The sequence below is a fragment of the Mesorhizobium sp. 131-3-5 genome, assembly GCF_016756575.1.
GTDB classification, from domain to species: Bacteria; Pseudomonadota; Alphaproteobacteria; order Rhizobiales; family Rhizobiaceae; genus Mesorhizobium; species Mesorhizobium jarvisii.
In genome coordinates, this window is record NZ_AP023256.1 from 71,162 (window position 1) to 97,725 (window position 26,564).

At 60.0% G+C, this 26,564-nt stretch carries 21 protein-coding genes and 1 pseudogene; 8 read left to right on the forward strand and 14 right to left on the reverse strand.

What is annotated here, in order from left to right; genetic code table 11:
* Window positions 1-61: 61 nt before the first annotated feature.
* The 3 genes from ligD to JG747_RS35955 all read right to left on the reverse strand — a co-directional run bounded on the left by ligD (window position 62) and on the right by JG747_RS35955 (window position 3,825).
* Window positions 62-2,713 carry a DNA ligase D gene (ligD, locus tag JG747_RS35945; protein ID WP_199202012.1) on the reverse strand — a complete coding sequence of 884 codons (2,652 nt, stop codon included), beginning with the start codon at window positions 2,711-2,713 and terminating at the stop codon, window positions 62-64.
* A gap of 227 nt (window positions 2,714-2,940) precedes the next feature.
* Window positions 2,941-3,093: a hypothetical protein gene (locus tag JG747_RS35950; protein ID WP_199202013.1), complete on the reverse strand. Its 153-nt coding sequence runs from the start codon at window positions 3,091-3,093 to the stop codon at window positions 2,941-2,943.
* A gap of 243 nt (window positions 3,094-3,336) precedes the next feature.
* Window positions 3,337-3,825, reverse strand: coding sequence for an Hsp20 family protein (locus JG747_RS35955; protein WP_199202014.1), 489 nt, complete (start codon window positions 3,823-3,825; stop codon window positions 3,337-3,339).
* A gap of 440 nt (window positions 3,826-4,265) precedes the next feature.
* On the opposite strand from JG747_RS35955, the gene JG747_RS38005 reads away from it, so the two are divergent.
* Window positions 4,266-4,649, forward strand: coding sequence for a response regulator (locus JG747_RS38005; protein ID WP_199202015.1), 384 nt, complete (start codon window positions 4,266-4,268; stop codon window positions 4,647-4,649).
* Between the two features lie 840 nt (window positions 4,650-5,489).
* Window positions 5,490-6,449 (forward strand): c-type cytochrome, encoded by a 960-nt coding sequence (locus JG747_RS35965; protein WP_244748522.1) that lies wholly within the window; start codon window positions 5,490-5,492, stop codon window positions 6,447-6,449.
* Here the strand turns inward: JG747_RS35965 and JG747_RS35970 are convergent.
* A complete protein-coding gene (locus JG747_RS35970; RefSeq protein WP_244748523.1) occupies window positions 6,403-8,595 on the reverse strand; it encodes an FdhF/YdeP family oxidoreductase in 2,193 nt (730 codons plus the stop codon). The two genes, JG747_RS35965 and JG747_RS35970, sit on opposite strands and share 47 nt — an antisense overlap.
* A 411-nt stretch (window positions 8,596-9,006) precedes the next feature.
* Between JG747_RS35970 and JG747_RS35975 the strand changes: the two genes are divergently transcribed.
* The 3 genes from JG747_RS35975 to JG747_RS35985 all read left to right on the forward strand — a co-directional run bounded on the left by JG747_RS35975 (window position 9,007) and on the right by JG747_RS35985 (window position 11,243).
* A complete protein-coding gene (locus JG747_RS35975) occupies window positions 9,007-9,219 on the forward strand; it encodes a hypothetical protein (protein WP_199202016.1) in 213 nt (70 codons plus the stop codon).
* 522 nt (window positions 9,220-9,741) lie between these two features.
* On the forward strand, window positions 9,742-10,188 hold the full coding sequence (locus JG747_RS35980) for a pyridoxamine 5'-phosphate oxidase family protein (RefSeq protein ID WP_199202044.1): 447 nt from the start codon (window positions 9,742-9,744) through the stop codon (window positions 10,186-10,188).
* A gap of 644 nt (window positions 10,189-10,832) precedes the next feature.
* Entirely contained in the window at window positions 10,833-11,243 is a 411-nt protein-coding gene (locus JG747_RS35985) for a hypothetical protein (RefSeq protein ID WP_019863754.1), read from the forward strand.
* Window positions 11,244-11,402: 159 nt separating this feature from the next.
* On the opposite strand, the gene JG747_RS35990 is transcribed toward JG747_RS35985, so the two are convergent.
* From JG747_RS35990 to JG747_RS36000, 3 genes are read right to left on the reverse strand one after another with little or no spacing between them, the layout of a single operon-like run.
* Window positions 11,403-12,938: a SpoVR family protein gene (locus tag JG747_RS35990; protein WP_199202018.1), complete on the reverse strand. Its 1,536-nt coding sequence runs from the start codon at window positions 12,936-12,938 to the stop codon at window positions 11,403-11,405.
* A gap of 12 nt (window positions 12,939-12,950) precedes the next feature.
* Window positions 12,951-14,261 (reverse strand): YeaH/YhbH family protein, encoded by a 1,311-nt coding sequence (locus JG747_RS35995; protein WP_199202019.1) that lies wholly within the window; start codon window positions 14,259-14,261, stop codon window positions 12,951-12,953.
* Between the two features lie 19 nt (window positions 14,262-14,280).
* The gene (locus tag JG747_RS36000; RefSeq protein WP_019863758.1) at window positions 14,281-16,230 is read right to left on the reverse strand and encodes a PrkA family serine protein kinase; all 1,950 of its coding nucleotides are present in this window, start codon (window positions 16,228-16,230) and stop codon (window positions 14,281-14,283) included.
* A 703-nt stretch (window positions 16,231-16,933) separates the two neighbouring features.
* Here JG747_RS36000 and JG747_RS36005 point away from each other — a divergent pair.
* Window positions 16,934-17,092, forward strand: coding sequence for a hypothetical protein (locus tag JG747_RS36005; protein ID WP_202362424.1), 159 nt, complete (start codon window positions 16,934-16,936; stop codon window positions 17,090-17,092).
* Between the two features lie 161 nt (window positions 17,093-17,253).
* Here JG747_RS36005 and JG747_RS36010 read toward each other — a convergent pair whose 3' ends face one another.
* The 4 genes from JG747_RS36010 to JG747_RS36025 all read right to left on the reverse strand — a co-directional run bounded on the left by JG747_RS36010 (window position 17,254) and on the right by JG747_RS36025 (window position 19,191).
* Window positions 17,254-17,730: a YciE/YciF ferroxidase family protein gene (locus tag JG747_RS36010; protein WP_064982071.1), complete on the reverse strand. Its 477-nt coding sequence runs from the start codon at window positions 17,728-17,730 to the stop codon at window positions 17,254-17,256.
* Between the two features lie 193 nt (window positions 17,731-17,923).
* Window positions 17,924-18,175, reverse strand: a complete 252-nt coding sequence (locus JG747_RS36015) for a GlsB/YeaQ/YmgE family stress response membrane protein (RefSeq protein WP_199202045.1) — start codon at window positions 18,173-18,175, stop codon at window positions 17,924-17,926.
* A gap of 121 nt (window positions 18,176-18,296) precedes the next feature.
* Window positions 18,297-18,719, reverse strand: coding sequence for a DUF4112 domain-containing protein (locus tag JG747_RS36020; RefSeq protein WP_199202020.1), 423 nt, complete (start codon window positions 18,717-18,719; stop codon window positions 18,297-18,299).
* On the reverse strand, window positions 18,712-19,191 hold the full coding sequence (locus JG747_RS36025) for a YidB family protein (protein WP_199202021.1): 480 nt from the start codon (window positions 19,189-19,191) through the stop codon (window positions 18,712-18,714). Before JG747_RS36025 ends, JG747_RS36020 begins: the two co-directional genes overlap by 8 nt.
* A 551-nt stretch (window positions 19,192-19,742) precedes the next feature.
* Between JG747_RS36025 and JG747_RS36030 the strand changes: the two genes are divergently transcribed.
* The gene (locus tag JG747_RS36030) at window positions 19,743-19,970 is read left to right on the forward strand and encodes a hypothetical protein (protein ID WP_199202022.1); all 228 of its coding nucleotides are present in this window, start codon (window positions 19,743-19,745) and stop codon (window positions 19,968-19,970) included.
* Window positions 19,971-20,154: 184 nt separating this feature from the next.
* On the opposite strand, the gene JG747_RS36035 is transcribed toward JG747_RS36030, so the two are convergent.
* Window positions 20,155-23,625 carry an ATP-binding protein gene (locus JG747_RS36035; RefSeq protein WP_199202023.1) on the reverse strand — a complete coding sequence of 1,157 codons (3,471 nt, stop codon included), beginning with the start codon at window positions 23,623-23,625 and terminating at the stop codon, window positions 20,155-20,157.
* The gene (locus tag JG747_RS36040; RefSeq protein WP_199202024.1) at window positions 23,622-24,881 is read right to left on the reverse strand and encodes a metallophosphoesterase family protein; all 1,260 of its coding nucleotides are present in this window, start codon (window positions 24,879-24,881) and stop codon (window positions 23,622-23,624) included. The genes JG747_RS36035 and JG747_RS36040 overlap by 4 nt, the downstream gene beginning before the upstream one ends.
* A gap of 469 nt (window positions 24,882-25,350) precedes the next feature.
* On the opposite strand from JG747_RS36040, the pseudogene JG747_RS36045 reads away from it, so the two are divergent.
* A pseudogene (locus tag JG747_RS36045) lies at window positions 25,351-25,584 on the forward strand (hypothetical protein); the annotation flags it as partial.
* Between the two features lie 259 nt (window positions 25,585-25,843).
* Here JG747_RS36045 and scpB read toward each other — a convergent pair.
* Window positions 25,844-26,563: an SMC-Scp complex subunit ScpB gene (scpB, locus tag JG747_RS36050; protein ID WP_199202025.1), complete on the reverse strand. Its 720-nt coding sequence runs from the start codon at window positions 26,561-26,563 to the stop codon at window positions 25,844-25,846.
* Window position 26,564: the final 1 nt, after the last annotated feature.

A 26,564-nucleotide genomic window follows, 5' to 3' on the forward strand; every position in this document is an offset into this window, starting at 1 on the left:
TGATGTCCTGCAATCTCACATTCTCGGTGACTTCGTATGGTTGGAAACGCCCCGTCGCGCGTCATGCCGCCCGCCGCATCGATCTTGCCAGTCGCTTGATGGATGCTTCCAGGAGGTGATGGCCATCGCCATAGTCCCTCCAGGCCGTGCTCTTTGCCAGCAGCCCGGGCACGGTGCGCAGGGTGAAGCGCTTCGGATCGAGATCGGTTTTGACCTGTGCCCAGGTGAGCGGCATGGACACTGTCGCGCCGGGCCTGGCCCGCGGCGACAGCGGAGCCACGGCGGTCGCCATGCGATCGTTGCGCAGATAGTCGAGGAAGATGCGGCCGATGCGCTGGTTCTTCGCCATCTTGGTCAGGTAGAGGGCGGGATTGTCCCGCGCCATCTGCAGGCAGACATCATGAGCAAACCCTTTTGCCTCCGGCCAGGTGAGCTTGCTGCGCTTGGTGACCGCTAAGGGCGTGACGACGTGCAGCCCTTTGCCGCCAGTCGTCTTGCAGAAGCTGACGAGCCCAAGATCGTCGAGGCGCGCGCGCATTTCCTTAGCCGCCTCGACAACCGTTTTGAACGGGACCTCGGGACCTGGATCAAGATCGAAGACGAGCCGGCCCGGCACCTCGGGCTGCTGTGGCTCGCAATTCCAGGGATGCAATTCCAGCGCACCGATCTGGGCGACGGCGGCGAGACCCTCCACACGGTCGATCTGTAGGTAGGGCTTCTTGTCGCCGAACACCTCCACCAGTTCAAGAAGATTTGACGTTCCCGGCATCGCATGACGCTGGAAGAACTGCTCGCCGCCGAATCCATCCGGCGCGCGGATGATTGAGCAGGGCCGGCCGCGGATGTGCTCGATCAGCCAGGGACCGACAGCTTCGTAATAGCGGGCGAGATCTTCCTTGGTTACGGGGATGCCATCATTGGCATCCGGCCACAGCGGCTTGTTCGGATTCGAGATCAGCACACCCATGACATCGACCTTGCCGCGGCTGCGGGAAGGCTTGGCTGCTGCGGTCGGCTCCCGCGGCTGGGGCACCTTGGTCTTTTCCGGCGAGGCAGGCTTATCGGCTTCGACCTCCTCGGCCGGTTTGTCCTCACGCAAGCCTTTGAAGGCGGCTTGGCGCACGAGCCCGTCGGACGTCCAGCCGGCGAATTCGATCTCGGCCACCAGTTCCGGCTTCAGCCAGACAACGCCGGGTTCGTTCTTTGGCGCGCCGATGCCGGTGAAAGGTGATTTCCGGGTCGCGGCAGCTTTCAACGTCGGCAGCAGGTCCCTGACCTTGGCTGCGCCATAGCCTGTGCCCACGCGCCCGACATAGACGAAGTGATCGCCGCGATAGACGCCGACCAGAAGCGACCGGAATTTGCCATTCGTTGTGGCATAGGCGCCGATGACGACCTCGTGGCCTGCACGGCATTTTGACTTCGCCCACGTCTCGGTACGGCCGGAAACGTAGGGCGCATCGGCGCGCTTCGAAACGATGCCTTCCAGGGACAGCCGGCAGGCCGAGCGAAGCACTGCCTCGCCGCCAGTTTCGAAATGCTCAACGAAGCGGATGCGATCGTCCTCACCCGTGTCGGTCAGAAACTGACGCAATCGCGCCTTGCGCTTACTCAATGGCAAGACACGCAAATCCTCAGCGCCTTCGAACAGCAGGTCGAAGGCGAAGTAGACAAGCGCATCGGTCTTGCCCTCGGCCAGCGCTGCCTGGAGGGCGGCGAAATCCGGGGCGCCGTTTTCGTCAAGCGCGCAGATCTCGCCGTCGATGATCGCATCGGGCAGATTGCCGGCGGCTCGGGCAATGGCGCGATATCTGGCCGTCCAATCGAGACCCTTGCGGGTCTTCAAGATAGCTTCGCCGCCCAGGACGCGCATCTGGATGCGATAGCCGTCGAACTTGATCTCGTGCAGCCATCCGTTCTCAGAGGGCGGCCGCGCCAGCGTCTGGCAGAGCTGTGGGGCAATGAAGTCGGGAAGATCGGCGGCAGTGACAGTCCCGTGCTTCTTCCTTTTTGCGCGAACGTTTGTTTTCCGTTCCTGCGCCGCCAAGCCTGTACGACTGTCCCACACCGCATCTGCCTCGGCCTTGCCGCCTTGCAGCATGAAGGGTTTCGGGCTGCGGCCCTTGCCGGCAGCAATTGCCTCCATCTTGCGTCCGGATGCGACAGAGGTGTCATTCTTGTCGAGGATTGCAGCCCCGTTTGTCTCGACGGCATATTCGTCGCGATGTTTGATCAGCAGCCAGTTGGTGCGTTTGCCGCGTTCGCGGTCGTTGGCCATCCTCACCAGCACGAAGCTGCCATGCAGCCGCTCCCCTTCGAGCGTGAATTTGAAATCGCCCTTGGCCAGCGCCTGCTCGGGGCTGTTCTTTCCCTCGGGCTCCCAATAGCCGCGGTCCCACAGCATGACCGTGCCGCCGCCATACTGGCCTTTTGGAATCGTCCCTTCGAAATCCCCGTAGTCGAGCGGATGATCTTCCACCTCGACCGCGAGCCTCTTGTCATGAGGATCGAGAGAGGGACCGCGCGTCACGGCCCAGGATTTGAAAACGCCGCCGAGCTCGAGTCGCAGATCGTAATGCAGCCGCGTCGCGTCATGTTTCTGAATGACGAAACGACGGCGGTTGGATGGCTTGACCGACCCTTGACCGCTCGGCTCCTGCGTCTTCTTGAAATCGCGCTTGGCCTTGTATGTTGTTAGCTTGTCGCTCGCCATTCGATGCCCTCGGACCACGGACCACATCGGCCTACAGGCAGGAATGTTCGGAGTGGCGACATGTTCCCCCCGAGGGGCTGGCACGCCCGCGCTGGCGTCATGCCAGCGCGGACTCGGGATAAGCAAAGGCACCGCCACCGCCAGTTCTGGCCGGAACGGGCTGCAAAGACAGGACAAGGCGGCGGGTCGTCATCGTCATCGCGCCGACGATGGCCCACGATGCGCGCTCAATGTGGGAAGGACAGCCGTGCGCGACGCTGCGCCGGCGACTGTCCCGGTGTTTGCTGGCTGGTGCTTGCGCAGATGTCCGCATCCAGCGCCTTGAGCGCCTGGAGAATCTCATCCACTTCGATGCGGGAGCCGTCTTCCAGCTGACGCAACGAGGCCGGCCAGGAACCGCGCGGGCGTCGGATGCCCAGGAAGCCAGCAGCGCCCGCTTCTCCGCACGGCTCATTGCCGGATCGTTGAGGATTTCATCGGGCTGCTGGAATAGCGGAGATCGATCTGCGTCCCGAGATTTGTGTCTGGAAAGCCAATAAAGCCTGTCATCTCCGTTTCTCCGCAATCCGTGCCTCCCGGACCCTGCCGGGAGGCAAATCGCAGCTTTGAGGTTCGCGTGGAATTCAGGCGGCACTGCGCTGCCGATCCGTATCCTGGCTGATGTGCTTGTTCTTCGCCGTCTCGTCCCCTGACGCGGCGCTGCCGGTCGAGCCGATGGCAATGCGGCGAGGCTTGAGCTCCTCAGGAATCTCGCGCACCAGGTCAACCGAAAGCAGGCCATTTTCGAGCGTGGCGCGTGCTACCTTGACATGATCGGCCAGCTTAAAAGCCTGCCTGAAATTGCCGATGGCCAATCCCTGGTGGAGAATCTGGCGGTTGCCCTCCTCCGGCTTTTTCTGGCCGGTGACAATCAGCTCGGGGCCGTGCTGGGTGAGCTCGACTTCGCCCGTACTGAACCCGGCGATCGCCATCGTAATGCGGTAGTCGTCGGGGCCGAGCTTTTCGATGTTGTAGGGCGGCCACTCCGAACCCACGCCATTGTCGAGCATGTCGAAGAGACGGTCGAAGCCGACCGTCGAGCGGTAGAGAGGGGTATAATCGAAGCTTCTCATAGCCATATCCTCCGTAAAGCAACATGGGTTACAAGCAGCGTCGCAGCGTCTCTGCGACGCCCAATCTGTCGGGCCGAAGCCCCGACGCAGAACGATTTGGGAAAACCCGAAATCCGGTTCAAGAGGGCAGATTCTATTTTTTTGATCGACACCCCGGGTGCATGATTTCCGTCCCCCCGCGACGGCAAATATGCTCGGCCCTGCCCCCATCGCGCTTACCAAACAAATGCGAAATAGGTAGAGGGTCCCGGAAGCGGTCACGGGCCCGGAAGTGGAATGGCTCAAGCCCGGTTTCAAGCCGCGTGTGCGCTAGCTCCGAGGCGAAAACAGGCGGCGCGATGCGTCCGGTGCAGATGTCCATGAGACAGACGACAATAAAGCGGCGGTGAAAGAAACCAGAGGGTCTTGACCCCTTCCCGCGACAAGCTACCTCTATCTCTATGATACCGGCGCCCCTTGTGCTTGTACTTGAAGACGAAGAGTTGATCAGTTGGGACCTGGAGGTCTCGCTGGCGGAAGTCGGATATCTCGTCGCAACAGCGAGATCATGTGCCCAAGCCGCTGATTTGCTAGCTACTCGTCGGCCGGATGTCGCAGTTCTGGACGTACTTCTTAGCGACCGCCAATGCGTCGATGTAGCGAAGAAACTTCATGCAGATGACGTTCCCTTCGTTGTGCATTCGGCTTTGGCACGGACAGAGGTCGACGACGCTTTCCGATCGGGTACGTTCCTAGCCAAGCCAGCGGGGATTCTCGATATCGTCGGTGCGGTCACGAAATTGGCTGCCGGGGACCAACGAGGGAACAATTTAAGCGAGCGATAATTTCATAGGTCAGTTAGCCAAGGGAGGGCTATCTTGACCCAACGACAAGTCGACAAAGAGCGCATCGAGCGCGCCGATCGAGAGGCGAAGCAGTTAGTCGAAGCGGAGAGGAAGGCGCGAAATGCAAAGACGGCGCGATTGCGGGCGCTACGTCTTTCGGCACAGCCCGCGGAGCGGTCAGCCCCGGTTAAAAGGCGCCGGCCGCCCGCCAAAAAACCGGCGCGGAAAATTATCGAAGTCGACTAAGCCGGAAGAAGTGCAGGGCCTCAAGTTCCAGCGGCGCGGTCGCCGCCGCTTTCTGAACGTCGCCCGATACTAAGGCCCAAACATCGCACGATTTAGTGCCAAATGAAGTTGCGCGGAGGTACCAAACGAATTTGCGCGCTACAGCACGGTGGAACTCGACGTGACCGTGGATGTTGAATCAAAAATAGGGCGGAGGAGCAGGCCATGGACACCGACCAGTACCGAGGGAGGGTAATCACAGCTTCCTCGGCAGCTTCGCTAGACACCCAGGGCGTCAGCGGGCGTCCACACCAGGACGTAACCTGCCAAAGAACGTCGCGGATCTCCAGCTTCAGGGCCCAATTCTGGCGGTCGCATCGATTAACAATGCCCTTGCACACAAAGGCCTTCTCAACATCGACGAAATCGATCCGCCGCTGCGAACTGCCGAGGCTAACCTGGCCGGCGAAGAGCGCCTGTTCGAAGACATGTCGCCCGCCAACCATGGTTCCTGCATATTTCCAACCACGCGCAAGGCGAAACCGAAATCCCCTCCTTCTCCGAGTTGGCTCGTATGATCGCCCGGAGTAAGGAGCCCCATAACGATCAACCGTGATGCGCGGCGGTACACATCCTTCTCATGGCGACACGCCACGGCGTGATGTTCTTGTTGCGCTTATTGCTCTATTGGTTTTATGTGCCGCGGCGGTGATGGCGTGGTACGTGACGGCGGCGCGCCCGCCATTTTCTCAAAGCGATCCGCAATTTGACGGCGGCGATGCCTCGCGAGGCAAACTCGTCTTCGCGGCCGGCGATTGCGCGTCCTGTCATGCAACGCCAGGGCAATCGGACCGGCTGAAGGTCGGCGGCGGGATGGCACTTGGCTCGCCATTCGGCACCTTCCGCCCACCAAACATTTCTCCCGATCCGGTCGACGGTATAGGGAGGTGGACCGCGGCCGACTTGGCGAATGCACTTGTCGGGGGCGTCTCGCCAAGCGGCGAGCACTACTATCCCTCCTTTCCCTACACGAGCTTTACGGGAATGACCGTTGCGGACATAAAGGATTTGTATGCTTACCTGCGGACGCTTCCGGCGGTTTCGGGCCGGGCGCCGCCCCACGATCCCAAAATTCTGTTTATGGTCCGCCGGTCAATCGGGTTCTGGAAACTTCTGTTCTTTCGCGAAGGTCGACCGGCCGCAGACAGCGGCGAAATATCAACGCGTGATCGCGGGGCTTATCTCGTTGAAACGGTATCGCACTGCGCAGAGTGCCACTCGAGCCGCAACGCGTTCGGAGCGATCAAATCCACCACCCTTTTTGCAGGTGGCATCGATCCGCAGGGTACGGGTTTCGTGCCCAACATAACTCAGCAGAGATTGCGCAGCTGGGACGAGGCGGATATCGCAACGATGCTCAAGACGGGCGAGACGCCCAATCATGGCCGCGTGGGATCATCCATGGCCGATGTGATAACGAACTCTGCGATGCTGCCTGATAGCGACCGCCAGGCGATCGCGCGCTACGTCAAGGCGCTTCCTGCGATTCGCCATCGACGAAGCCCAGCCGGCTAATATCCTCGCCGTTCATGAACACGACCCGACGGGTGCCTTCAACGCCACGAAATCGATCGCTGTATCCGTAGATCGTGGTGTTGAACTGGTCGTTGGATCGCAGTGTCGAAAGATGCAGGACGTCGGCTCTCCCCGATGTCGAGAACTCGGGAAACAATCTGTGCGGCGTGATGAAGTTGGCCTTTCCCGTTTTCGTCACCCACTTGCGTTCTCGCGCGGGCAACGGCCTGGCAAATCCGCCAGGTTGAAAAAGCCGCTTGTTGAAGTCCTTGAACGTCTCTGGGTAAGTGCGCTCGATGGCGTCTCGTATCTGCCCATAGTTCCCGACCCAGGCGTCCCACGGAACCTTCGTTTCTCCGAGCGTAGCCTTCGCGATACCAGCAACGATGGCAGGTTCGGAAAGAAGCTCGGAGCTGGCCGGTTTTGCCTTGCCGCGAGAGCCATGGAAATGAGCAATGGAACTTTCAATCGATACCGCCTGCGGACCGCTTGCCTGCTGGTCGACTTCAATGCGCCCCAGGCACGGCAGCAGATAGGCGACCTCTCCATGCAGAACATGGCTGCGATTGAGCTTTGTCGCGATCTGAACACTCAGATGCAGCTTCCGCCATCCCTCTTCCATGGCGGCCGTATCAGGTATGGCTTTCAGGAAGTTTCCGCCCAGGCTGATGAACGCGCGGCACTGGCCGTTGATTATTGCTTCGCAGGTTTCGACCGTCGAGCGGCCCGTCCATGTCGGCGGCTCAAAGCCGTATAGCTGGGAAAGCTTGTCCAGCGGCGCCAGACCGGGTTTCTCGGTGATCCCGACGGTGCGCTGGCCTTGCACGTTGGAATGGCCCCGGACGGCGCAGATATTTGCTCCGGGCTTGCCGATATTCCCGCGCAGCAGCGCCAGGTTGCAGACCATGTGAACGTTCTCGACACCCATGAGGTGCTGCGTCAGGCCCATGCCGTAAATCATCATCACGGCGCTGGCGTTCGCGTAGGTTCTAGCAGCCTGCATCATTTCCGCGCGGCTCAGCCCCGAGACGCGTTCGAGTTCGTCCCACCGATGGGCTCGCGCGGCCTGAGCAAATTCCTCAAAGCCAGTGGTGTGTTCCTGGATAAAATCGTGATCGAGCACGTGCTTGTTGTCTGCCGAGGCCATCGAGGCCGCAAAGGCGACCATCGCCGCATTGTCCTGGTCCTTCGGCTTCCCATCCTGCCCCGCCACGCGGCTTGCGCCTAATGCCTTGAGGGCGTCGTCAGCTTCAATCAGCGCCTTGCATACCCCGAACAGTGCCGCGATATCGCCGCCGTTCCTCACCTGATAATATTCCGACGAGATCTTTGTCTCTTTCCCGGTCAGCATCTGTGGCGACTGCGGATTGATAAAGCGCTCCAACCCCCGTTCGCGCAGCAGGTTGAAGGTGACGACCTTGACGCCCCGATTCACTGCGTCCTGGAGATCATGAAGCATCCGAGGCGACGAGGTTCCAACGTTCTGCGCGATGTAGAAAATACAGTCGGTGTTCTCGAAATCGGACAGGATCGCCGTTCCGACGGATGAACCGATGCTTTCCGGGAGCGCCACGGACGAACTCTCGTGACACATGTTGGAGCTGTCAGGCAGATTGTTGCTGCCGTACATGCGTGCGAACAGCTGGTACATGTAGCTGGTCTCGAGCGAAGCACGGCCGGATGTGTAGAGATCAACCTGATTAGGATCGAGGGAGCGCAACTCTCTCCCAATCTCATCAAAGGCATCAGACCAAGCAACCGGAACGTATTTGTCGCTCCCCGCGTCCCAGCGCATGGGATGTGTCAAGCGGCCTTGTTCTTCAAGGTCATGATCGGACCAAGTCTCCAGTTCGCTCAGCGTGTGGTTGGCAAAGAATGCCGGACCGGCTCGACGCGACGTCGTCTCCCACGCCGTAGCCTTGGCGCCGTTCTCGCAGAACTCAAGCGGATGTGGCTGAGCAGGCTTTGCCCAGGCGCAGCTGACGCACATATACCCTTCAGGCTTGTTCTGGATCGAAAGTAGCTTTGGATCCCGCAAGGGGACATGCTCTCTTGCGATAATCGCTGCCACGGATTTTGCCGACCCCCAGCCGCCAGCGGGTCCCTCATATGGTCGGATGGTTGGCGTCCGTGTCTTTGATGTCATTTCCGCCTCGCTCGCGTAGCCGAGGCCGCGCTCGGCCCCGCTTCACTGGCGCGTCACGACCTCGTTCGTGGACGTGCCGACGTCCAATCGCCGACCATTCAGTCTTGCCCCGGCAATATAGAACTTGGCACCTGTCGGACGGTTCCACGGATGACCGCCCATCTCTTCGGCGCCGTCCTTGGGGAGGACTAGGTCAGATTCCTGATCTGCTGAAAGTGAAGTGCGCGGGAGTGGCGGCACTTCCACTTCTGGATCGGTTTTGACCTCGAGAACGACCGGGCGATCGGATGCGAGGGCTTCGTCCCAGGCTCCGTCAGAGCAGAACGGATCCTAACGAACAGCGGCCCGCTATAGACCGGCCCAGCGACTGGGCGCATAGTTTGGCGTGCGGCGGACTGGGAGCGTTGAACAATGGTCTACACAGTGATTTGGTACGGCAAGCAGGGCGTAGTTGAAATGACGCCCTTCGATGCAGAGAAAGAGGCCAGGGAGCATGTCCAGGCGTCGTTCGCCGCTCGACAGCAGGAGGATGGCGTCGTGGCGGTGGAAGTTCGCAAACCTGACGGTACAGTTGTCTTTAGCCAAGCGGGTGGAAGCAGCGGCGGTGTAGACGGCGGCAGCTGAGAGGTTCCGAGTGCTGCCGGCGCAACGCTTAAAGCTCCCAGCAGTAGCGCGCCGTTGTTCCTGGCACGACCTTGCGGGGGCGAAGCTTGCGCCAACTGCTGGCTAGCCTTTCGTGCCCTTCAACGCCGCGCTCACCGACGGTCCGATAGGTTCGAAGAAGCTCGCCAGCACACAACTGTCCCGTGCCCATAGTGGCCGGAATCTCATCGCGGCCGTCCTTATTTTCAGCTCACAGATAGTCTCCGCCAGATTGTTCGTCTCGATCTCGTAGAGCACCAGGTATTGATAAGGTGTCGCCGCGGTTTTGCTCGGGGCTCAATGGGAAGCGATGGGCCGAAACCAGTCCCGTCAGCCTTACAATGTCATGCAGGTGGCGATCATACCAAGCATTGCTCTCGGCCTCCCTCGACAGGATTGGTTAGCACGGCAAAGGCATGTCGGCTCAGTTAGCACAATTTGATCCACGTCATAGCGAGCTCAGCTGCCAAGGGTGTGAAATGTAACAGGATAGAGGGTCGCATCATGCTGGTCCGCACGCTCTCTACTTTGGAATGCACGAAATTGCTGGCTGCCAATCGTGTCGGCCATTTGGCATGCGCTAAGGACGGACAACCCTACGTCGTCTGCTTCAACTACGCCTACGCCGACAGTCGCCTCTACGCGTTCTCTTTACCGGGAAAGAAGATCGACTGGATGCGTGCCAACCCCTCGGTGTGCGCCCACGTTGTCGAACACACGCAGGGACGCGGATGGAAAAGCGTGATTGTCGACGGCCGCTTCGAAGAACTGCCTGACCAGATCGGTCACAAGCTTCAGCGCGATCACGCATGGTCAGTGTTGAGCAAGCACGCGGACTGGTGGGAGCCCGGTGCGCTCAAGCCTGTGATCCCACCCGCGTCACATAGCTTGCCACACGTCTTCTTCCGGATTCTCGTAGAAGAGATGTCTGGCCGGGAAGCAAGTGAGTAGGCTCCGCCAGGCGTGTGGCCGGTCGCACGGGACCAGAATTGCGCAGGCGCGGTCCGTTTTCGACGGACCAAGCCCGCCCCCAACTCGGCCAAGTTTCTCTCTACCTCGAGTGTCCGCCGCCCGAATAATGATGCGTGAGCTGCTTTGCGCGCGGATGCCGACGCGCTGGAATGCCGATTTGGCAAGAATGCCTAAACGACCCGCCGGGGTGCGGTAGACGCAGAAACTCGGAAACTGATTATTTATAAATTCTAATATACTTTGTACGACGTCGCAGGCCAGTTATGAGTAGTGCGACGCTCTCCTACAACGAAAGCCCGGCCCTCCCCCGCGCCGGGCTTTTCATATTTGGCCTTTAGCAACCGGCCATACGCCCCGCGCGTCGTAACGCTTCTTGCCAGGCTTGGGTTGCGTTTGCTCTGTCGCGTGCCGGCAAGGCTCGGTGGCCTGTAGGTCACCCGAAAGACTGCGTCGCCGTTGAGACTCGATCGCGGTCAGGTAAGTTCGACAATCTCGGGGTACAACTCACACCAGTTTCCTGCCTTCGTGGTTTTGTGGAAGGGTCCTTGGATTTCGATTGCATTGCTTTTTCAGTAACACCTAATATCAGCTTGTTGAAATCGGCATTCTGGGGAGGAAGTGTCATGCCTAAGGTCTCAGATCTTTTCTTTAAGACAGCTATCGTATGGCTCATTCTGGGGATCGGCGCCGGCTTGCAGATGGCAATCTCGGGCGACCACGGTGCATTTCCTGCACATGCACACATCAATCTGCTCGGATGGGTCACAAGCGCAATCTTTGGCGGCTACTACGCTCTTAATCCGGCAAAGGCAGCGCGGAGAACCGCCATGGTCCACTACGGCCTCTACAACGTCGGATTGGTGGTAATGCTGCCAGCTCTGTATCTGATGCTTCACCAAGGCTATACGGCAATCGAGCCCGTTGTCGCCGTAGGTTCACTGATCGTGGCTGCCGCCGTCCTGGTATTCGCCTTCGTTGTTTTCTCAAGCGCAAGCGAGCGCGTGGCGTCTGGGTTATCGACCGCGACACGCTAAATCGGCGGAACTCGGCAGTATGAGGGCCGGCATGAGCCACTGGAGCCGGAAGCACAGGCTGACCGGCTCTAGCGCGAGCAATCGTTCTGGCCTCAGCTATGGCCTGTTTCTGTGGTCGCAGCGCAAAAACGCTCCGCTCACAAGTGGCGGGCTGTGATCTCAAACTTCCTTTGTCGAGCGTTCGCCGAGCATCGCACCGGTTTCAGCATCCACCGCCACCATGCTGACATCGTAGCCCCAAAGGTTTCGGATATGGCGCAAGGTCGCGTCGCGGCTTCCGCCCTCGAGCATGAGACCATTCTTCACCGTGTGCTGAAGCCTCAGACGCCGATCGCCCAGGAGATCGACGTCAATCACCTGGATGTCGGGCCGGCTCGCTCCCACGTCGTAGCTTTGAGCAAGCGCTGACCTTATCTTGGCATAGCCTCGCTCGTTGTGGATCGACGCGACTTCGTAGTGCGGCTCGTCGGCGTTGTCGGCCAGCATGAATAGCCGCCACTTCCGGATCAGAGCCGGGCTCAGATATTGGCGGACGAAGGATTCGTCGCGATGGTTGGCCCAGGCATCGAGCAAGGTATCGCGCCAGTCGCCGCGGCCGGCTATGTCTGGGAACCAGTCGCGGTCCTCTGCAGTCGGCGCGGTGGAGATGCGCCGGATATCCTGCATCATGTCCAGACCAAGCGCATAGGGATTGATGCCGGAATAGCGGGGGTCGTCATAGGCCGGTTGGAAGATGACGTTCGAGTGGTTGCGCAACATCTCGAGCATGGCGCCCTCGCTGATGCGGCAACGGTCGAAAAGCGTGTTCATGAGCGTGTAGTGCACGAAAGTGGCGCAGCCTTCGTTCATCACCTGGGTTTGCCGCTGCGGATAAAAATACTGCGCAATGATCCGCACGATCCGGATGATTTCGCGCTGCCAAGGCTCAAGGACGAGGCTGTTCTTCTCGAGGAAATAGAGCAGGTTTTCCTCCGGAAGTTTGAGCGACTTCTTCCGCTCTGCAAGGATTTGGTCGGTGGCGTCCTGCTTGCTCTTTCCCGGCGAGGGCGGCAGCGTTCTCCAGAGATCGTTGAATGAACGCTCCTCGTATTCGAGGCGTTCGTGCAGCCCCTCGCGCTGCTGTTCCGATGACAGCTTCGGCGGCCGCCGGTAACGGAAGACGCCTTGCTCCATCAGCGCGTGGGCAGAATCCAGGATCGCCTCCACAGGGGTCACGCCATGCCGTTCCTCACATCGCGCTATGTAGCTCTTGGCAAAATCCAGATAGCTCAGGATGCCGCCGGCATCCGTCCATTGGCGGAAGAGATGATTGTTCTTGAAGAAATGGTTGTGGCCCAGTGCTGCGTGCGCGGTCACCAGGGCTTGCAGGGCCATGGTGTTCTCTTCCATCAGGTAGACGATGCATGGATTGGAATTGATGACCATTTCGTAGGCCAAGCCGCGAGCGCCCTTGCGGTAGAGAAGTTCGTCGTAGAGGAAACGTTTGCCGAACGACCAATGCCGATACATCAACGGCATGCCCAGAGATGAATAGGCGTCGAGCATCTGTTCAGAAGAAATGACCTCCATCTGCACAGGATAGATGTCGAGACCAAGCTCTTCGAGGCCGAGCGCCTCGATCTCCTCGTACACTCGCGACAGTTTCGCAAAATTCCAGTCCGACCCGGAAAACAGCAGTTCGGACGTGCACGCCATTGCCGAAGTCCCTCACGCGCTCTTGCGTAGACCAGGCTGCCTGGCGAAGAGCTGGCGGAAAACCGGATAAATGTCGGCCGGGGCGGCAATGCGCCTCATCTGGAAGTTTGGCCATTTGCCGTCGATGGCGTTATAGGCGCGCCAAAGCGATGTCCCGTTCTCGGTCGCGCCGAAAATGTGGCTTTCCCGTTCGTCGATGATTTCTACATAGGCGAAATATTGGCAAAGCCGCATGAGCTTGCGGTCGAGCAGCTCTATGCAACGCTCGGAGTCGCCGGCGAAGTTGTCGCCATCGGAGGCCTGGGCGGCATAGATGTTCCATTCGGCGACCGGATAGCGCTGCTCGATGATGCGGTGCATTTCCTCAAGCGCGGTGGAGACGACGGTGCCGCCGCTTTCAGTGTGGTAGAAGAAGGTATGTTCGTCCACCTCCTTGGCCAAATGGGTGTGGCGAATAAAGACAATGTCGGTGCGTTCATAGCGCCGTGTCAGGAAGAGGTGCAGTAGCACAAAGAAGCGTTTGGCCAGATCCTTCTCGCGCTCTCCCATCGATCCCGAGACGTCCATCAGGCAGAACATGACCGCGTTCGCATTGGGCAGAGGCTGGGGATCGAAGCGATTGAAACGGATGTCGACCGGATCGACATAGGCAATTCGCTTGCGCCGGCGCTCGAGCCGGTCAAGCGCCTCGCGCAGGGCGGCGATGCGTTCGCGCACCAGGGCGCTTGCCGGCTTGGCTTCCAGCTCGGCAATCTGGCGGGCGATCGCGTCGAGCTCCGCCTGTTTGGGGCGCCTGAGCGCGATGCGCCGCCCGTGGCTGTTTCGCATCGTGCGTCCGACATTTATGTTGGTCGGCGCCCCGCTTGCCGCGAAACCTGCCCGTCTCGGCTTGAAGCTCAGTACCTGCTTGAGGTTGAGCTTGACCAGATCGGGTAGCTCGAGATCCTCGAAGAAAAGGTCGAGCACTTCCTCGCGCGACAGTACGAAACGAAAGTCGTCTTCGGATTCGGTGGTTCCCGCGGCCGAACCGTAGCCTCCGCCGCCGCCCGGCTTGGGGATAATATCACCAGAGCTGAATGTCCGGTTGCCGGGCAGGATGTGCTGACGCCGGCCGCTTTCCTTGTCGTCGCCGAAGCTCGGTTCGCCGGTGCCTTTGCGAGGGATCGGCACCACATGCTCGCGGTCGAGTTCGGCGATGCCGCCGGCGCGGACCTTGTCGCGGATGCTGCGCTTGAGCTCTTCGCGCGCGCGTCTTAGAAAGCGCTGGCGATTGCCAAGGCTCTTGTCCTTCGGATTCAGGCGGCGGTCGATGAAGATCGGCATGGCACCGTTCGGGCGTCGCTCAACCCGCCTTGTTCACGCGCATGTACCAGTCGACCAGCCGGCGGACCTGCCGCTGCGTATAGCCGCGCTCCACCATCCGCTGCACGAATTCGTTGTGCCGCTTCTCCGTGACGCTGTCCTGCTTGGAGCCGAAGCTGATCACCGGCAGAAGGTCCTCGACTTGGCCGAACATGCGCTTCTCGATGACCTCGCGAAGCTTTTCATAACTCGTCCAGGACGGGTTGCGGCCATTGTTGCGCGCGCGGGCGCGCAAGGTGAATTTGACCACTTCGTTGCGGAAGTCCTTGGGATTGGCGATGCCGGCGGGTTTTTCGACCTGCGACAATTCCTTGTTCAGGACCTCGCGATTGAGGATCTGCCCCGTATCGGGATCCTTGTAGTCCTGATCCTCGATCCAGGCATCGGCGTAGGCGATGTAGCGATCAAAAAGGTTTTGACCGTATTCGCTATAGGATTCCAGATAGGCTTTTTGGATCTCGTGACCGATGAACTCGGCATAGCGCGTTGCGAGTTCCGACTTGATGAACTCGAGATAGGCGGCTTCCGTCTCCTTCGGGAATTGCTCGCGCTTGATCGCCTCCTCGAGGATGTACATCAGATGCACGGGGTCGGCTGCGACCTCCTTGGTGTCGTAGTTGAAGGTCTGCGACAGGATCTTGAAGGCAAAGCGCGTGCTGACGCCGGTCATGCCTTCATCGACGCCCGCGGCATCGCGATATTCCTGGACCGACTTCGCCTTCGGGTCGATCTCCTTGAGGTTCTCGCCGTCATAGGCGCGCATCTTGGTGTAGAGCGGCGAATTTTCGTGTTTGGCAAGGCGGGTCGAGACGGTGAAGCGGCTGAGAATGTCCAGCACCTCGGGCGCGCAGGGGCTGTTCGCCAGCTCGCTTTCGCGCAGCAGCTTCTCGTAGATTTGCCTTTCTTCGGTGACGCGAAGGCAATAGGGAACCTTGACCACGAGAATGCGGTCGAGGAAGGCCTCATTGTTCTTGTTGTTCTTGAATTGCTGCCATTCCGATTCGTTGGAATGGGCAACGACGATGCCCTGGTAGGGGAACGCGCCGAAATTCTCGGTGCCGTTGTAGCTGCCTTCCTGGGTCGCCGTCAGCAGCGGGTGCAGCACCTTGATGGGCGCCTTGAACATCTCGACGAATTCGAGCAGGCCCTGCGTCGTCCGGTTCAGGCCGCCGCTGTAGGAATAGGCATCCGGATCGGACTGGCTGAAGTTCTCCAACTGCCTGATGTCAACCTTGCCGACCAGCGCCGAGACGTCCTGATTGTTCTCGTCGCCGGGCTCCGTCTTGGCTATGGAAATCTGGCGCAGCCTTGACGGCAACAGCTTGACGACGCTGAATTTGGAGATGTCGCCGGACAGTTCGTCCAGACGCTTGGCCGCCCAGGGCGAGATCAGTCCGTTCAGGCGGCGGCGAGCTATGCCGTATTTGTCTTCCAGCAGATCGCCCATGCGGTCGGGATGGAAAAGGCCGAGCGGCGATTCAAAGACCGGGCTGATCTGGTTGCCGACCTTGAGCGTGTAGATCGGGCGCTGCTCCATTAGCTTCTTCAGCCGTTCGGCGAGCGAGGATTTGCCGCCGCCGACCGGGCCTAGAAGGTAGAGGATCTGCTTGCGCTCCTCGAGGCCTTGCGCGGCGTAGCGGAAATATCCGGCAATGCGCTCGATCGTGTCTTCCATTCCGTAGAAGTCGGAAAAGGAGGGATACACCTTGACGGTGCGGTTGGAGAAAATGCGGCCGAGCCGCTCGTCCTTGCTGGTATCGACCAGGTTTGGCTCGCCGATCGCCTCGACCATGCGCTCCGGGGCCGACGCATACATGGCCTTGTCCTCGCGGCAGGCTAACAGATACTGCTGGAGGCTGATCTCTTCCTGGGCCGCGTTGGAATAAATCTCCGAAAACAGATCGAAGACGTCTGATTGATTTTCGCGCATGATGCCTTTGCCTCGACAGGCTGCCAATCGGCTCATCCACTCATATTAACTGCCGGGAAGCATTGCGGTTCCCTTCACGTGAAGGAGAGCGCATGCAATGCGACATCGACCTCGGCGACTCGGTGCATTCGAGCCAGGCGATCCCGGCTCTGGGGCAAATTCAAGGCATTGCCGAAGAGAAGATCTATCCTTACTGACGTTCGCCGATATCCAGGACAAGCGCGTTGGCCTCATGGCAGCAGCGGCCATCCAGGATCTCCTGAAGTTCGCCAGTCGCCTGGCCTGTAGAGAAGCCGCGGATCAGGTTTGTCTTGTCCCACTGGCTTTAAGTTTGGCCTAGGGACGCGGGCGAGGCGGTTGGGTTAAGACCGCTGGAAGCCCAATCTTCGGACTTTCGCGCGTCTTCAAAAACAATCCCGTGAAAATCGGACGCGGTGTGGGCTATCGCCACGCGGTCCAATTCGCAATGCTCGATTAAGGCTCCTGAGCGCACCCTCAAAGCCCGCATGTCTCAACAAGGCGCTTTACGAGTGAGGGGCCGCTTTGCACGCCCGCTTGACCGGAATCGGCACATCGCGGTCATTCTGGAACATGGCTCCTAAGCGGGCGAATGTTCAGGGCTGGCGTTGGGCTTAGCTAAAGCCGCCGTTATCGCGTCCGGAATCGATGCTGACCAGCTTCGCCGCACCACAAAGTCGAAGGGGTGATCGTCGAGGCCGCGCTCCTTGAGGACATTCCCACCGCCGATCCCCAGGCCGATGCGGCTCAAAGCGGCATTTCGAGCAGCCGAGAACGTCGATCAATCGACGCCGGCTTTGAGATCATCCCGAATCGCAAGCTGATCGCCAGATTGTGGAGGTAGTCGGTACTCGGTCCCCGATCTGATGATATGTCATTCCGCGGCGCTGGCTATTCGGCATCATCCATTCTTCAATCAAAGCAATGCCGTTAACGCCTGCCTCGCAGACCGGGCTGGCCTGCGCGATTCCCTGGAGGCGCTAGGACAGCAGGAAAGGCCGGAGATCAATTTGTCCTGTTGATAGAAGTAACAGCTAGGTTCGTCAGCTTGTTGTTGGTGGCTTTTTCCTGGTCGAGGATCTCGCTGAGCAACTTGTGCGCCTCATCATGCCCAAGATCCTTTGCCCATTCCCGTAGCGAGCCGTACCGAGATATCTCATAGTGCTCGACCGCCTGGCAGGCGGCCAGCAGGCCAGAATCGAGGGCCGTTCCTGAGGCCTCCTCGATCAGCCCGTCGGCTTCCTTGATGAGGCCCTCAATCGCGTCGCACTTCTCGCCAGAAGCCTTCATGCCTAGCGACTTGAACACCTGCTCGAGCTTCTTGATCTGCGCCTTCGTCTCCTCCAGATGGTCCTCGGCTGCCTGCTTTAGCTTCATATCCTTGACGGCCGCAGCCACCTTGGGCAACGCCTTGGTAATCGCGTTCTCAGCATAATACATGTCCTGCAGTGTATGCTCGAAAATATCGGCTAGAGTTTTCATTACAAAATGCTCCTTGCCCGAATTGGCTTTGAGTGAAAGAGCCGGCAACGCGAAAGGTTCCGTGCCTTTCTCGTCATGCCGCCCGGGTGCACTGGCAAAGTAGAATAACATCGCCAGATGGTGGGAAAAACACGCGTGATCCGGACCACGCGTCAATCATAGGTCAGACTGCACGCAAGATCGATTGCTTGGTTCAGCGCTTGATCATTCGGGCCACGGCGATCAGAATACATGCGCCGATGAAACCGGAGACAAGATAGCCAAGCCAGCCGGCCAAGGATACACCCAGCAACCCAAGAAGGACGTTGGCGACGATGGCGCCGACGACTCCCAGAATGATGTTCATGAGCACGCCCATGTTGCTTTTCATGAACATCTCGGCGAGCCATCCGGCGATACCGCCGATGACGACAGCCGCTATCCAACCGACACCTGGATTTTCCATATTTTCCCCTTCTCCTTGGAACCGAAATTGGTTCGGCGGGAAAACGTGCGTTAAACCAATAAGGTTCCCTGGGTGAACACTGAGCCGCAATCAGGTCGGGCCGCCGGGCACCAACTCGCGCTTAACGTTGGAGGTGGCGACGAAGCAGTCTGATATTGCGATTGTGGGCCTTAAAATACACGTCGAAGAAAGAGCCCAGAATAGGGACGCTTCCTACAATGGTATCAAGCAGTACGTTCCCTAACATTCTGGCGACCAACGTCTTTCGAGCACCGCAGCTTCGGGCTCGCAACACGATGTAAACCGAAACGATGCCTGTCGCCGCATCTCCCAGGACAGGCACCAGACCCACCAGGGCATCCAATCCGAAGCGAATGGATGTCCCCGGAATGCGCCAGTGGGAATCGAGTAAGGCAGCCAGCAAAGCCAATTCGGCAACTACGTTTGTCGCCTTGGCGCCATGATAGCCCTGCCCAGTTAGATCAACTGCCGAGCCCGTACGAGGCAGCGGGTCTCCCCGGGGCATGGTCGTTACTCTAGACATCGTTTTGCCCGGTTCTACTCGGGGGCACGTCGTCGAGTAGGGTTATCGCATCTGAGCTTTGCTTGGGCTGGGGTGGGAGTTCACCATTTGGCGTCATCTTGTTGATCGCCTCGGGCAGATCCCGGGTGATCCTGCTGATGAGTTCCTCGCGCGAAAGTCCAGTTTGCATCGAGAGCGATGTCAGTGTGTCTTCATCGATTGCCGCTTCCACGTCATTTGGCTTGATTGGCTGGTTGGGCCCAGTGCCTACCCACGAGTCGACCTTTGATCCTGCCCCCACACCTCTAAACCGATCAAGGATATCTCGAAGCGCCGTCCCCGAGACGCCTTTGGAAAACTGATCCAGAAGCCCGCCTTGCGGGTCGTTTGGATTACGATCGCCCGCACCACGGATCATTTCGCCGATTTTGTCGCGATTCTGGTAGGCTAGAACGCCGAGCATCGCGAGCGCCAATTTTCCGAGATTCGCCATTGGTATCTCCACCGTTCAGTAGAGAAGGGCTCAACTCCACAAAGGTTCCGTCAGCGCTACCCCGGTCGATACGGGGTTCACCATCAGGAGCGCAAACGCAGCAAGCGGGATCAGAGGCAGTGCTTCGATCGTGCGTTCGTCGAGCGGTGTCGCTATCGCCGCAATGGCCTCGTCAGAGCAAGGCGCACAATCGGCCGGCCGACCAGTCTGTGGGCCCCCAACACTGGAGCCCTATTTCAAGCTCTTGACGTAAGGTGCTCCCACATCTGCTGGCAGGCCAACGAAAAACCCGCCGACCAAAGTCAGCGGGCCATCTCCTTGTATGTCAACCATTTTGGATAGAGGCCGCACATGAACGCGCGTCCCACCTCGCGACCTCTTCATCGATCTCGCCCGCTTGATGCCAAGCGCCCTAACGTCGGCGACGAGCTTGCCCGCTGTCCACGCCGCCAACTCTTGCCGCGCGTCCTGGAGCCCGCCGCCAGGGGCCATGCCCGAGCTGCGCTAAAATAGTTCCGGAACATTTTAGACGAATTGCATGTTTGAAGGTTATGAAGGTCGACGCCGATGAATGCCGGGCAGCCCTGATGCTGATCCGGCGCACGATCGAGGAACACTGCCCGCCCGGTGTGCTGCCGAGCGAAGAAGCGGTGAACGGCCTTCACGGGCCGGAGTTGATCCATGAGGCGGAAGCGCTGGCGGCTGCCATCGTCGCAACTATCGACAAGATGCAGTTGCGCGTGATGATGAAGCCGCCTTCCCCCAGTATCAAACAGTAAGCCAGGAAGCCCACCAGCGCGCGTTTCGGCTGCCGTCCGTTCCGGTGCAATTACGGCCACCGGTGCTGTCGCCGTCTGCTTTCAGCACTAGACCAAACTGATCTCTAGGCCGACATGTGGCGCAAAGCGGTCATTGGCGATTCTACTTTTTCGAGAATGTGCGCCAGCAACAATGCCGTTTGAATTACCGGAGCTCGTGGATGACCACGTTAGGGACAACCGACTTCGCAATCTCACACAGGTGTTTATGATGGGTGAGGTAGATCACCTGGCCCACATTAGCCATCTCACTGAACAGTCGGAAAACTTCCTCCGACCGGAGATGGTCAAAGGTTTCCATGATGTCATCGGCGATGAACGGAACGGACGGCCTGAGCTTGGCAAACTCGTAATATCCGGCGAGGCGCAGAGCCAGGTAGAGTTGAAAACGCGCGCCTTTCGACAAAGCGTCTGCGACCTTCGATTGGCCATCCCGCTGCGTGGCGATGAGGACCTCACCGCCCTTTACCGGCTGGGTCGTCAAGCCTGTGTACTGGCCGCGCGTGATCAGCGCGAAGGCGTCGGAGGCCTGGCTCATCATTCCAGAGCGGTGGCGTTCGCGGTAGACCCGGAGCGCGCTTGCCGCCGACATGACACCGAGCTTCAACTCGATATAACGGGCAGCCTTGTCCTCGATTTCGAGAAGCACGGTGCGGCGCTCGGCATCGATGCGGGCAACTTGGCTGTCGCCGCCAATCGCGTCGAGCTTGTCGGTCGCTCGGGTACGCCGGACGAGTTGCTGTTGCAATGCTTCATCGAGGTCAGCGAGGCGCCGCTCGATTTCGGCCTTTTCAATTGCCAACTCGCCGAGATCGAGGCACTCCAGCAATGAGCGCGCCTGGGCGAAGTCCTCAAGGGCGAGCTCGCTCGTCAGCCGTTCTTCCAGTTCGGCCACGGTGGTCTGCAGGCCGTCTCGCTCGCGAAGCTGTTCATCGCGCTCTGAGACCTCCGGCAGAGTTCTTACCCCAAAGGCATCCAGCACTTCCTGTTTCGTCGTGTCGTTTGCCGCGACCTCGCCTTTCAGCGCCTCCCGAACCTCGCGCAATGTCTGAACGTCAAGGAGGAGATTTGCCCTCGCCTCTCGAGCACGCTCAGCTTGCTCGAGACGCTCTGTCAGCCTGACGCTAACCTGCTCTGGCGCCTCGTCGCTCACACACTCGCCGCCCTTCGCACCGAGTCTGGCCACCTCTTCGGCAAATGCAGTCCTGTCCGCCTCCATCTTGCGGATGCGGATGCGCATGGCCTCACGATCCTGCAGGGCCCTCGACAGCTCCGACAACTGGTCGAGCACACTGCCAAGTCCTGTCCCGGCAATGCCTTCTTCGAGCCAAGTGCCCTTCAGCGTTTCCTTGACCTCGGCCTGCCATGCACCCTCTCGCCTTTCGGCAATTTCAACAGCGAGCCGCCTGGCGGCCAGCTCCTCTTCTTTCGCGGCGATGCTCCTCAGCGCTTCAGCTCGTTCGGCATCGACCTTCGCCTGCCTATCGAGAAAGCGGTCGGCGGCTACAACCGTTGCTTCCAAGGCCTCACCAGCGTCCGGCTGAATTCCAACGCTTTGAAGAGCCGAGGCCAATGCGAGATGGATCCGCTCTCCCTCGGCTATTGCGCATTCAATCCGTGCGCGTGCGAGCAGAATGTCGTCCCAAGAGGCAAGCGCGTCAGCGCGTGCGGAAAGTCGCTCTTCGAGAAGTCCTATCAAAAGGTCGAGCGACTGTGCCTGGCAATCCTGAAGTAAGGCGCTAGCTGCCTCCTTGATTTCAGCGGACGCTATCTCTGCACGCTGCGACGCCCCGGCGAGCTGGCAGCTTGCGCGCTCAATTGCCGCTTCGGTCTCGGCAACCTTTTGTTTCACTGCGCGCAGATCTGCGAGCTCGCTCGCATGGGCCAATCGTCCAGCCCCGACATGATCATCCTTGGCCAATGCTGTGGCAAACAGGTCCGCGGTTTCAACCTTGAGGTCCGCCCGGTGACTTCGCCAGGCCTCGTCTCTCTCACGTCGTATGGCTGCGGCTGTTTCATCGTCAGCGAGATTGGCCGAGGCGCGGACAGCAGCCAACCATGACGAAGTAGTTATCCGACTTTGTTCATACTCAGCCAGACGCTCGGTGAAGACTGCCTTGTCCCTTCGAAGGTCCGCGGCGAGTGTTTTCCAGGCAGCCAACTGCGTCGGCGGCGGGACCGACATCTTCGAAAGTAGGTCGACATCTCCTGACCACGGCTGGAGGCGCCGCATCGCATCCGCCAGCCTTATTTGCCGCTCGGCCTCCACGGCGCGCGCCTCTCGAATTTCGCGTGTGTGACTACTCTGCTTCACCCCCGACACGGCTGCCATCAGTCTGGCTCTTGCGGGCTCGGGCACTGCCCTCTCCTCGCCAACTCGGCCTCGCGCAGCGTTGAGCCGGTCGAGCGCGGCAGCGGCTTCATCGCGGGCCATCTGCAGGTTCGTCGTGATCCCGGAGCGTTGCTCGACCATATTGCGAAGGGTGCCTCCCACAAAGGCAGGCAGAGTGAGCCGGGACGGATCCTGTTCGGCCGACCTTCCGAGCGCGGCGAGACAAGTCGCCACGACCTGGTCGAGCATCTGGACTTCCATCTTGCGGGTCGGCAGATCCATGCCCGCGGACAGATAGCGCGCCTTGCGATCGGCAAGTCCTCGCACCTGCTCCGAGATCGCCAGCACAGCTTCATCGACAGCGATTGCTTCGATCTTTGCCTTCGCGCGCTCGATCTCATCGGCGTTGGCCTGGAGGCGGGTTCTCAAACGGGTATCCTGATCGATCAATTCCGCGACGCTGCCACTCCAGGTCCGGGAAGGAGACGGCATGTCAGGCAGCTCAGCCAGCCTGCTTGCCTTGCGTTTTATTTCGGCAAGGAGCGGCGCGGCGCGCGCATATCGTTCGATCGTGGCGAGCCGCGCCGACAAGACCGCGCGTTCAGCCAGGCTGCGGTCATACTTGTCCTGTGCTTCCACCCTTTCCGCCTCGAGCGCCTCGAATGTCGAGGCCAGCGTGTCGATCGCCTCCTTGCGTAACTTGAGCTCCGCGAACCGCTTCTTCAGCAAGGCGATTTCGGTGCTCTGGGCCTGTTTGCGATAAAGACCGTCTGCCTCCGTATCCAGTGCAGCCAGGACGTCGCTGGCATGCCCAAGCCCGGCGCTGGCAGTGAAAAGGAGCTTGCCGAGATCGCCACGCGATTCAAGGATCGCTCTGCCGCCCGCTTCCAGCGTCTCGTCATCGAGTGAGAACATGCTGCTGTAGGCATCGCGGGACAAGCCCGTGAGGTTTGCCGAAATGGCAATTTCGCTGAGCGGCCTGCCTTCAGCGTCGTGCAGGGAGTTACCGCGGCTTTTGGTGCGTGAGACGGCAAGCGTCCGTCCCTCGAATTCCAGCAACCCGCCGATGCGCATGGAGCTGTATTCGTGCAGAAAATTATAGCGGCTGCGCTCCTCGATGCCAAAGAGCAGATCCAAATAGGCGGAAAGCGCTGTCGACTTGCCGGCCTCATTCAGGCCGAAGACGATATGCAAATCCGGGGCCGAAGACGGCTTCTCCCCGAAGTCGATCGCTTTATCGGTAAACTTGCCATAGCGGGTCAAGTCAAGGCGACGCAATCTCATCGCGTCGCGCCTGCCTTGAGCCGGGCCGTGACCAGGTCTACGCTTCCGGCAAGCACATCGTCGAGAAACTGTTCGAGCCCTGCTTCGTCCTTGCCGGCGAAGCGCCGCGCATCGGGCGGCAGGTCCGCGATCGTCTTCAACACGAATTCGCGCGCTTCGGAGCGAAATGCTTCCGAGCTCGCATTGGAGCGCATTGATTGAGCGAGCTCCAAAGTGGGATCCGCAACATTGCCCAAACCCCCGACAGCGGAAGCCGAAAGATCAAACTCCAGCTTCTCCACCCAGGTGTCGCCCACCTGCTCCGCTGCCTGCTCGGCTTCTGCGACGGCCAAGTCCCGGTCGCGCATCAGCGACCATGAAAGGGCAGACGTGCCGACCAGGCGAAGGCGGGCAACAAGGTAGCGCGACCTGGCACCCTCCCGGAATTGCTCCAGCCCTGCTCGGACACGAATGATGGCCTCGCCCCATTCCGACACCCCGGTCAGATCGACACTCACCCGCTCGAACTGCGCGACACTGGTGAGCCTCTCCTCGATCTCGACCGAGCGATCATCGCGGATAGTGACCAGCGTGACCGATTTCTCGCCTGCCTCGTTGACGTCCCTACCCTGAGGAATCCCTGGCATGACGAGCGCGCTCGCACCGGAATACACCTGGCGAACGTGAATGTGGCCAAGCGCCCAATACTCAAACCCGTGGCCGTGCAGGTCGGCGACGCTGCAAGGTGCATAAACGTCATGGCCTGGGGAGCCGGCCAGGCTCGTGTGCATAATGCCGATGTTCGCAGCTCCCTCTTGCGGCGCGGCATATTTGGGCAGCAGGCTTTCGGGCGCCTTGGGGCTGGCGAAACTCAGACCATGGAACGCAACGTCCACCCCAGGGCCAGACTGGATCACGGATTGGCAGCGGCCGCCAAAAATGATCACCGTGTCGGGCAACACAAGCTGCTTCGTAATCCGCGACATGGCGTCGTGGTTGCCGCGGATCATGTAGACCGTGACGCCAGCTTGATGGAGACGCGCCATCTGGGATGCCAGAAAGCGTGCCGTCTTCATCGAAGTCTGGTCGCCATCGTAAAGATCACCGGCGATCACAAGCGCATCGACACGCTCCGCAAGGCACAAATCCACGATCGCGGTGAATGCCTGGCGGCTGGCATCTCCGACGAGCTCGGCAAGCTCGGCGTTGCGCAACGCCAGCGAGCGCAGCGGGGAGTCTAGATGAATGTCGGCGGTGTGTACGAATCGAAATGCCATTCAGATCTCCGGTCGCTGAACATACTGATGTTCTGCGGCTCGCTGAATGAATTTCACGACGGCGTTAGTTGAGCCGTTCTCTAGGGAGGTACACTCCGCTATGTCCTGGCCGCAAGATGTCCAAAGCCGTAAGGGGTGGTCCCCCGCGGCGATGGTGGTGACATCGTCGAGCGTCTTGCTGGAGGTCGATATCAATTCGAGTGTCGCCCCACCATGCAGCCGGCGCAACAACTCGGAGATCGCCATGTCGCTGCCAACAACCCTACGAAGGGAAAACCGACCGTGCGCGTGGCCAAAATGGCAAGCCCGCACTCGTCCATGCCAGCGTTGACGAGTTCTTCACAGGCCGGGCATGTGCGCGACGGGTGCGGCGGCGACCGCGACATTCGATCAAATTGAGCGCGCAGTTCGCGACCCAGGAAACGTGTGGACAGAAATGCTGCGGAACCGTTCGGGCCAGCGCCAAGGCAACACGCTTCGTAACCCGTCATCGGAGCGCTTGCAGGGTCGGATGCGCGAAATGGTGAAGGAGATCTCGGCCGCGACGGAGCTCACCGGCGCCGTCGACAAGGCGATCTACTGGTATCGCAACGACCCTATCGCTGACTATGGCCATCACACGGCGGCCGAACTCGTCGCTGACGGTCAGGTCGGAGCGGTTCTGGCCTTCATCCGGGATCTCGAGAATGGGGCGCGCGGGTGAAAGTCACCCGCGTCGGCCCCGACGAGATCTTCCATCGCTATCTGACACCCAAATGGGCTTTCCGGTGCAGGCGCGGCGATGGACGGCGGTCGTTTCAACCTACCTGGCATCGAAGCGCTTTATGTGTCCCGTTCGGGCCAATCTTGTCGAAGGCGATAAGGTCACGGTCCATGATCCCGATCCCCGGCTGCCGCACGACCAGTCGTCCTGGCCGTGAGTGATCTACTGTCTCTGGGATCACAATGAGCTGACGCCCGCGTCACGGCGCTTGGTCCCCAACGACATCGTCCGTACCGTCGCCCTCCCCGCTAGCCAGCCCGGCTGGGATATCGCCGGCCAGCAGCTTGTCCTTCGACAGCAGTCCGGCATCCTCCAGCGCCTCGAAATCCGGCAGCTGGCGCAGCGTGTCGAGCCCGAACTGCGACAGGAAGTTCTTGGTCGTCACATATGTGTAAGGCGCGCCCGGCTGCGGGCTGCGCGGCCCCGACGCGATCAGTTCCTGCGCGCGCAGCACGCCGATCAGATCGCGCGACACTTCCTTGCCAAAGAAGCTCGACAACTCACCCCGGGTGATCGGCTGAAAATAGCCGATGCACATGAGGACAAGCGCCTCCGCCTGCGACAGCTCTTTTTCCCCCTTGCCGCTTCGCTGGCCGAAGGCGGCGTGTATGACGTCGCCAAAAACCTTCTTGGTCCGGTGCTGCCAGCCGCCGGCGACCGAAACCAGCTCGTACGGGCGGCTGGCGAGCTCGGCACGAATGTCGTCGATGATCAGCTCAAGATTGCAGCTTTTACCGACGACGCGCGCCAGCACCTCGCGCGGCACCGGTTCATTTGCCGCGAAGATCACCGCTTCGACGCGGCCCATCCATTCGCGCCAGCGAAGTTCTTGCGGCAGGTGCTCAAGCTCAGTGTCGACCAGCATCGGCTGGACATCATCCTTGCCCCGCGGGCGTTCGGATCGGGCGGCCTCGCTCATC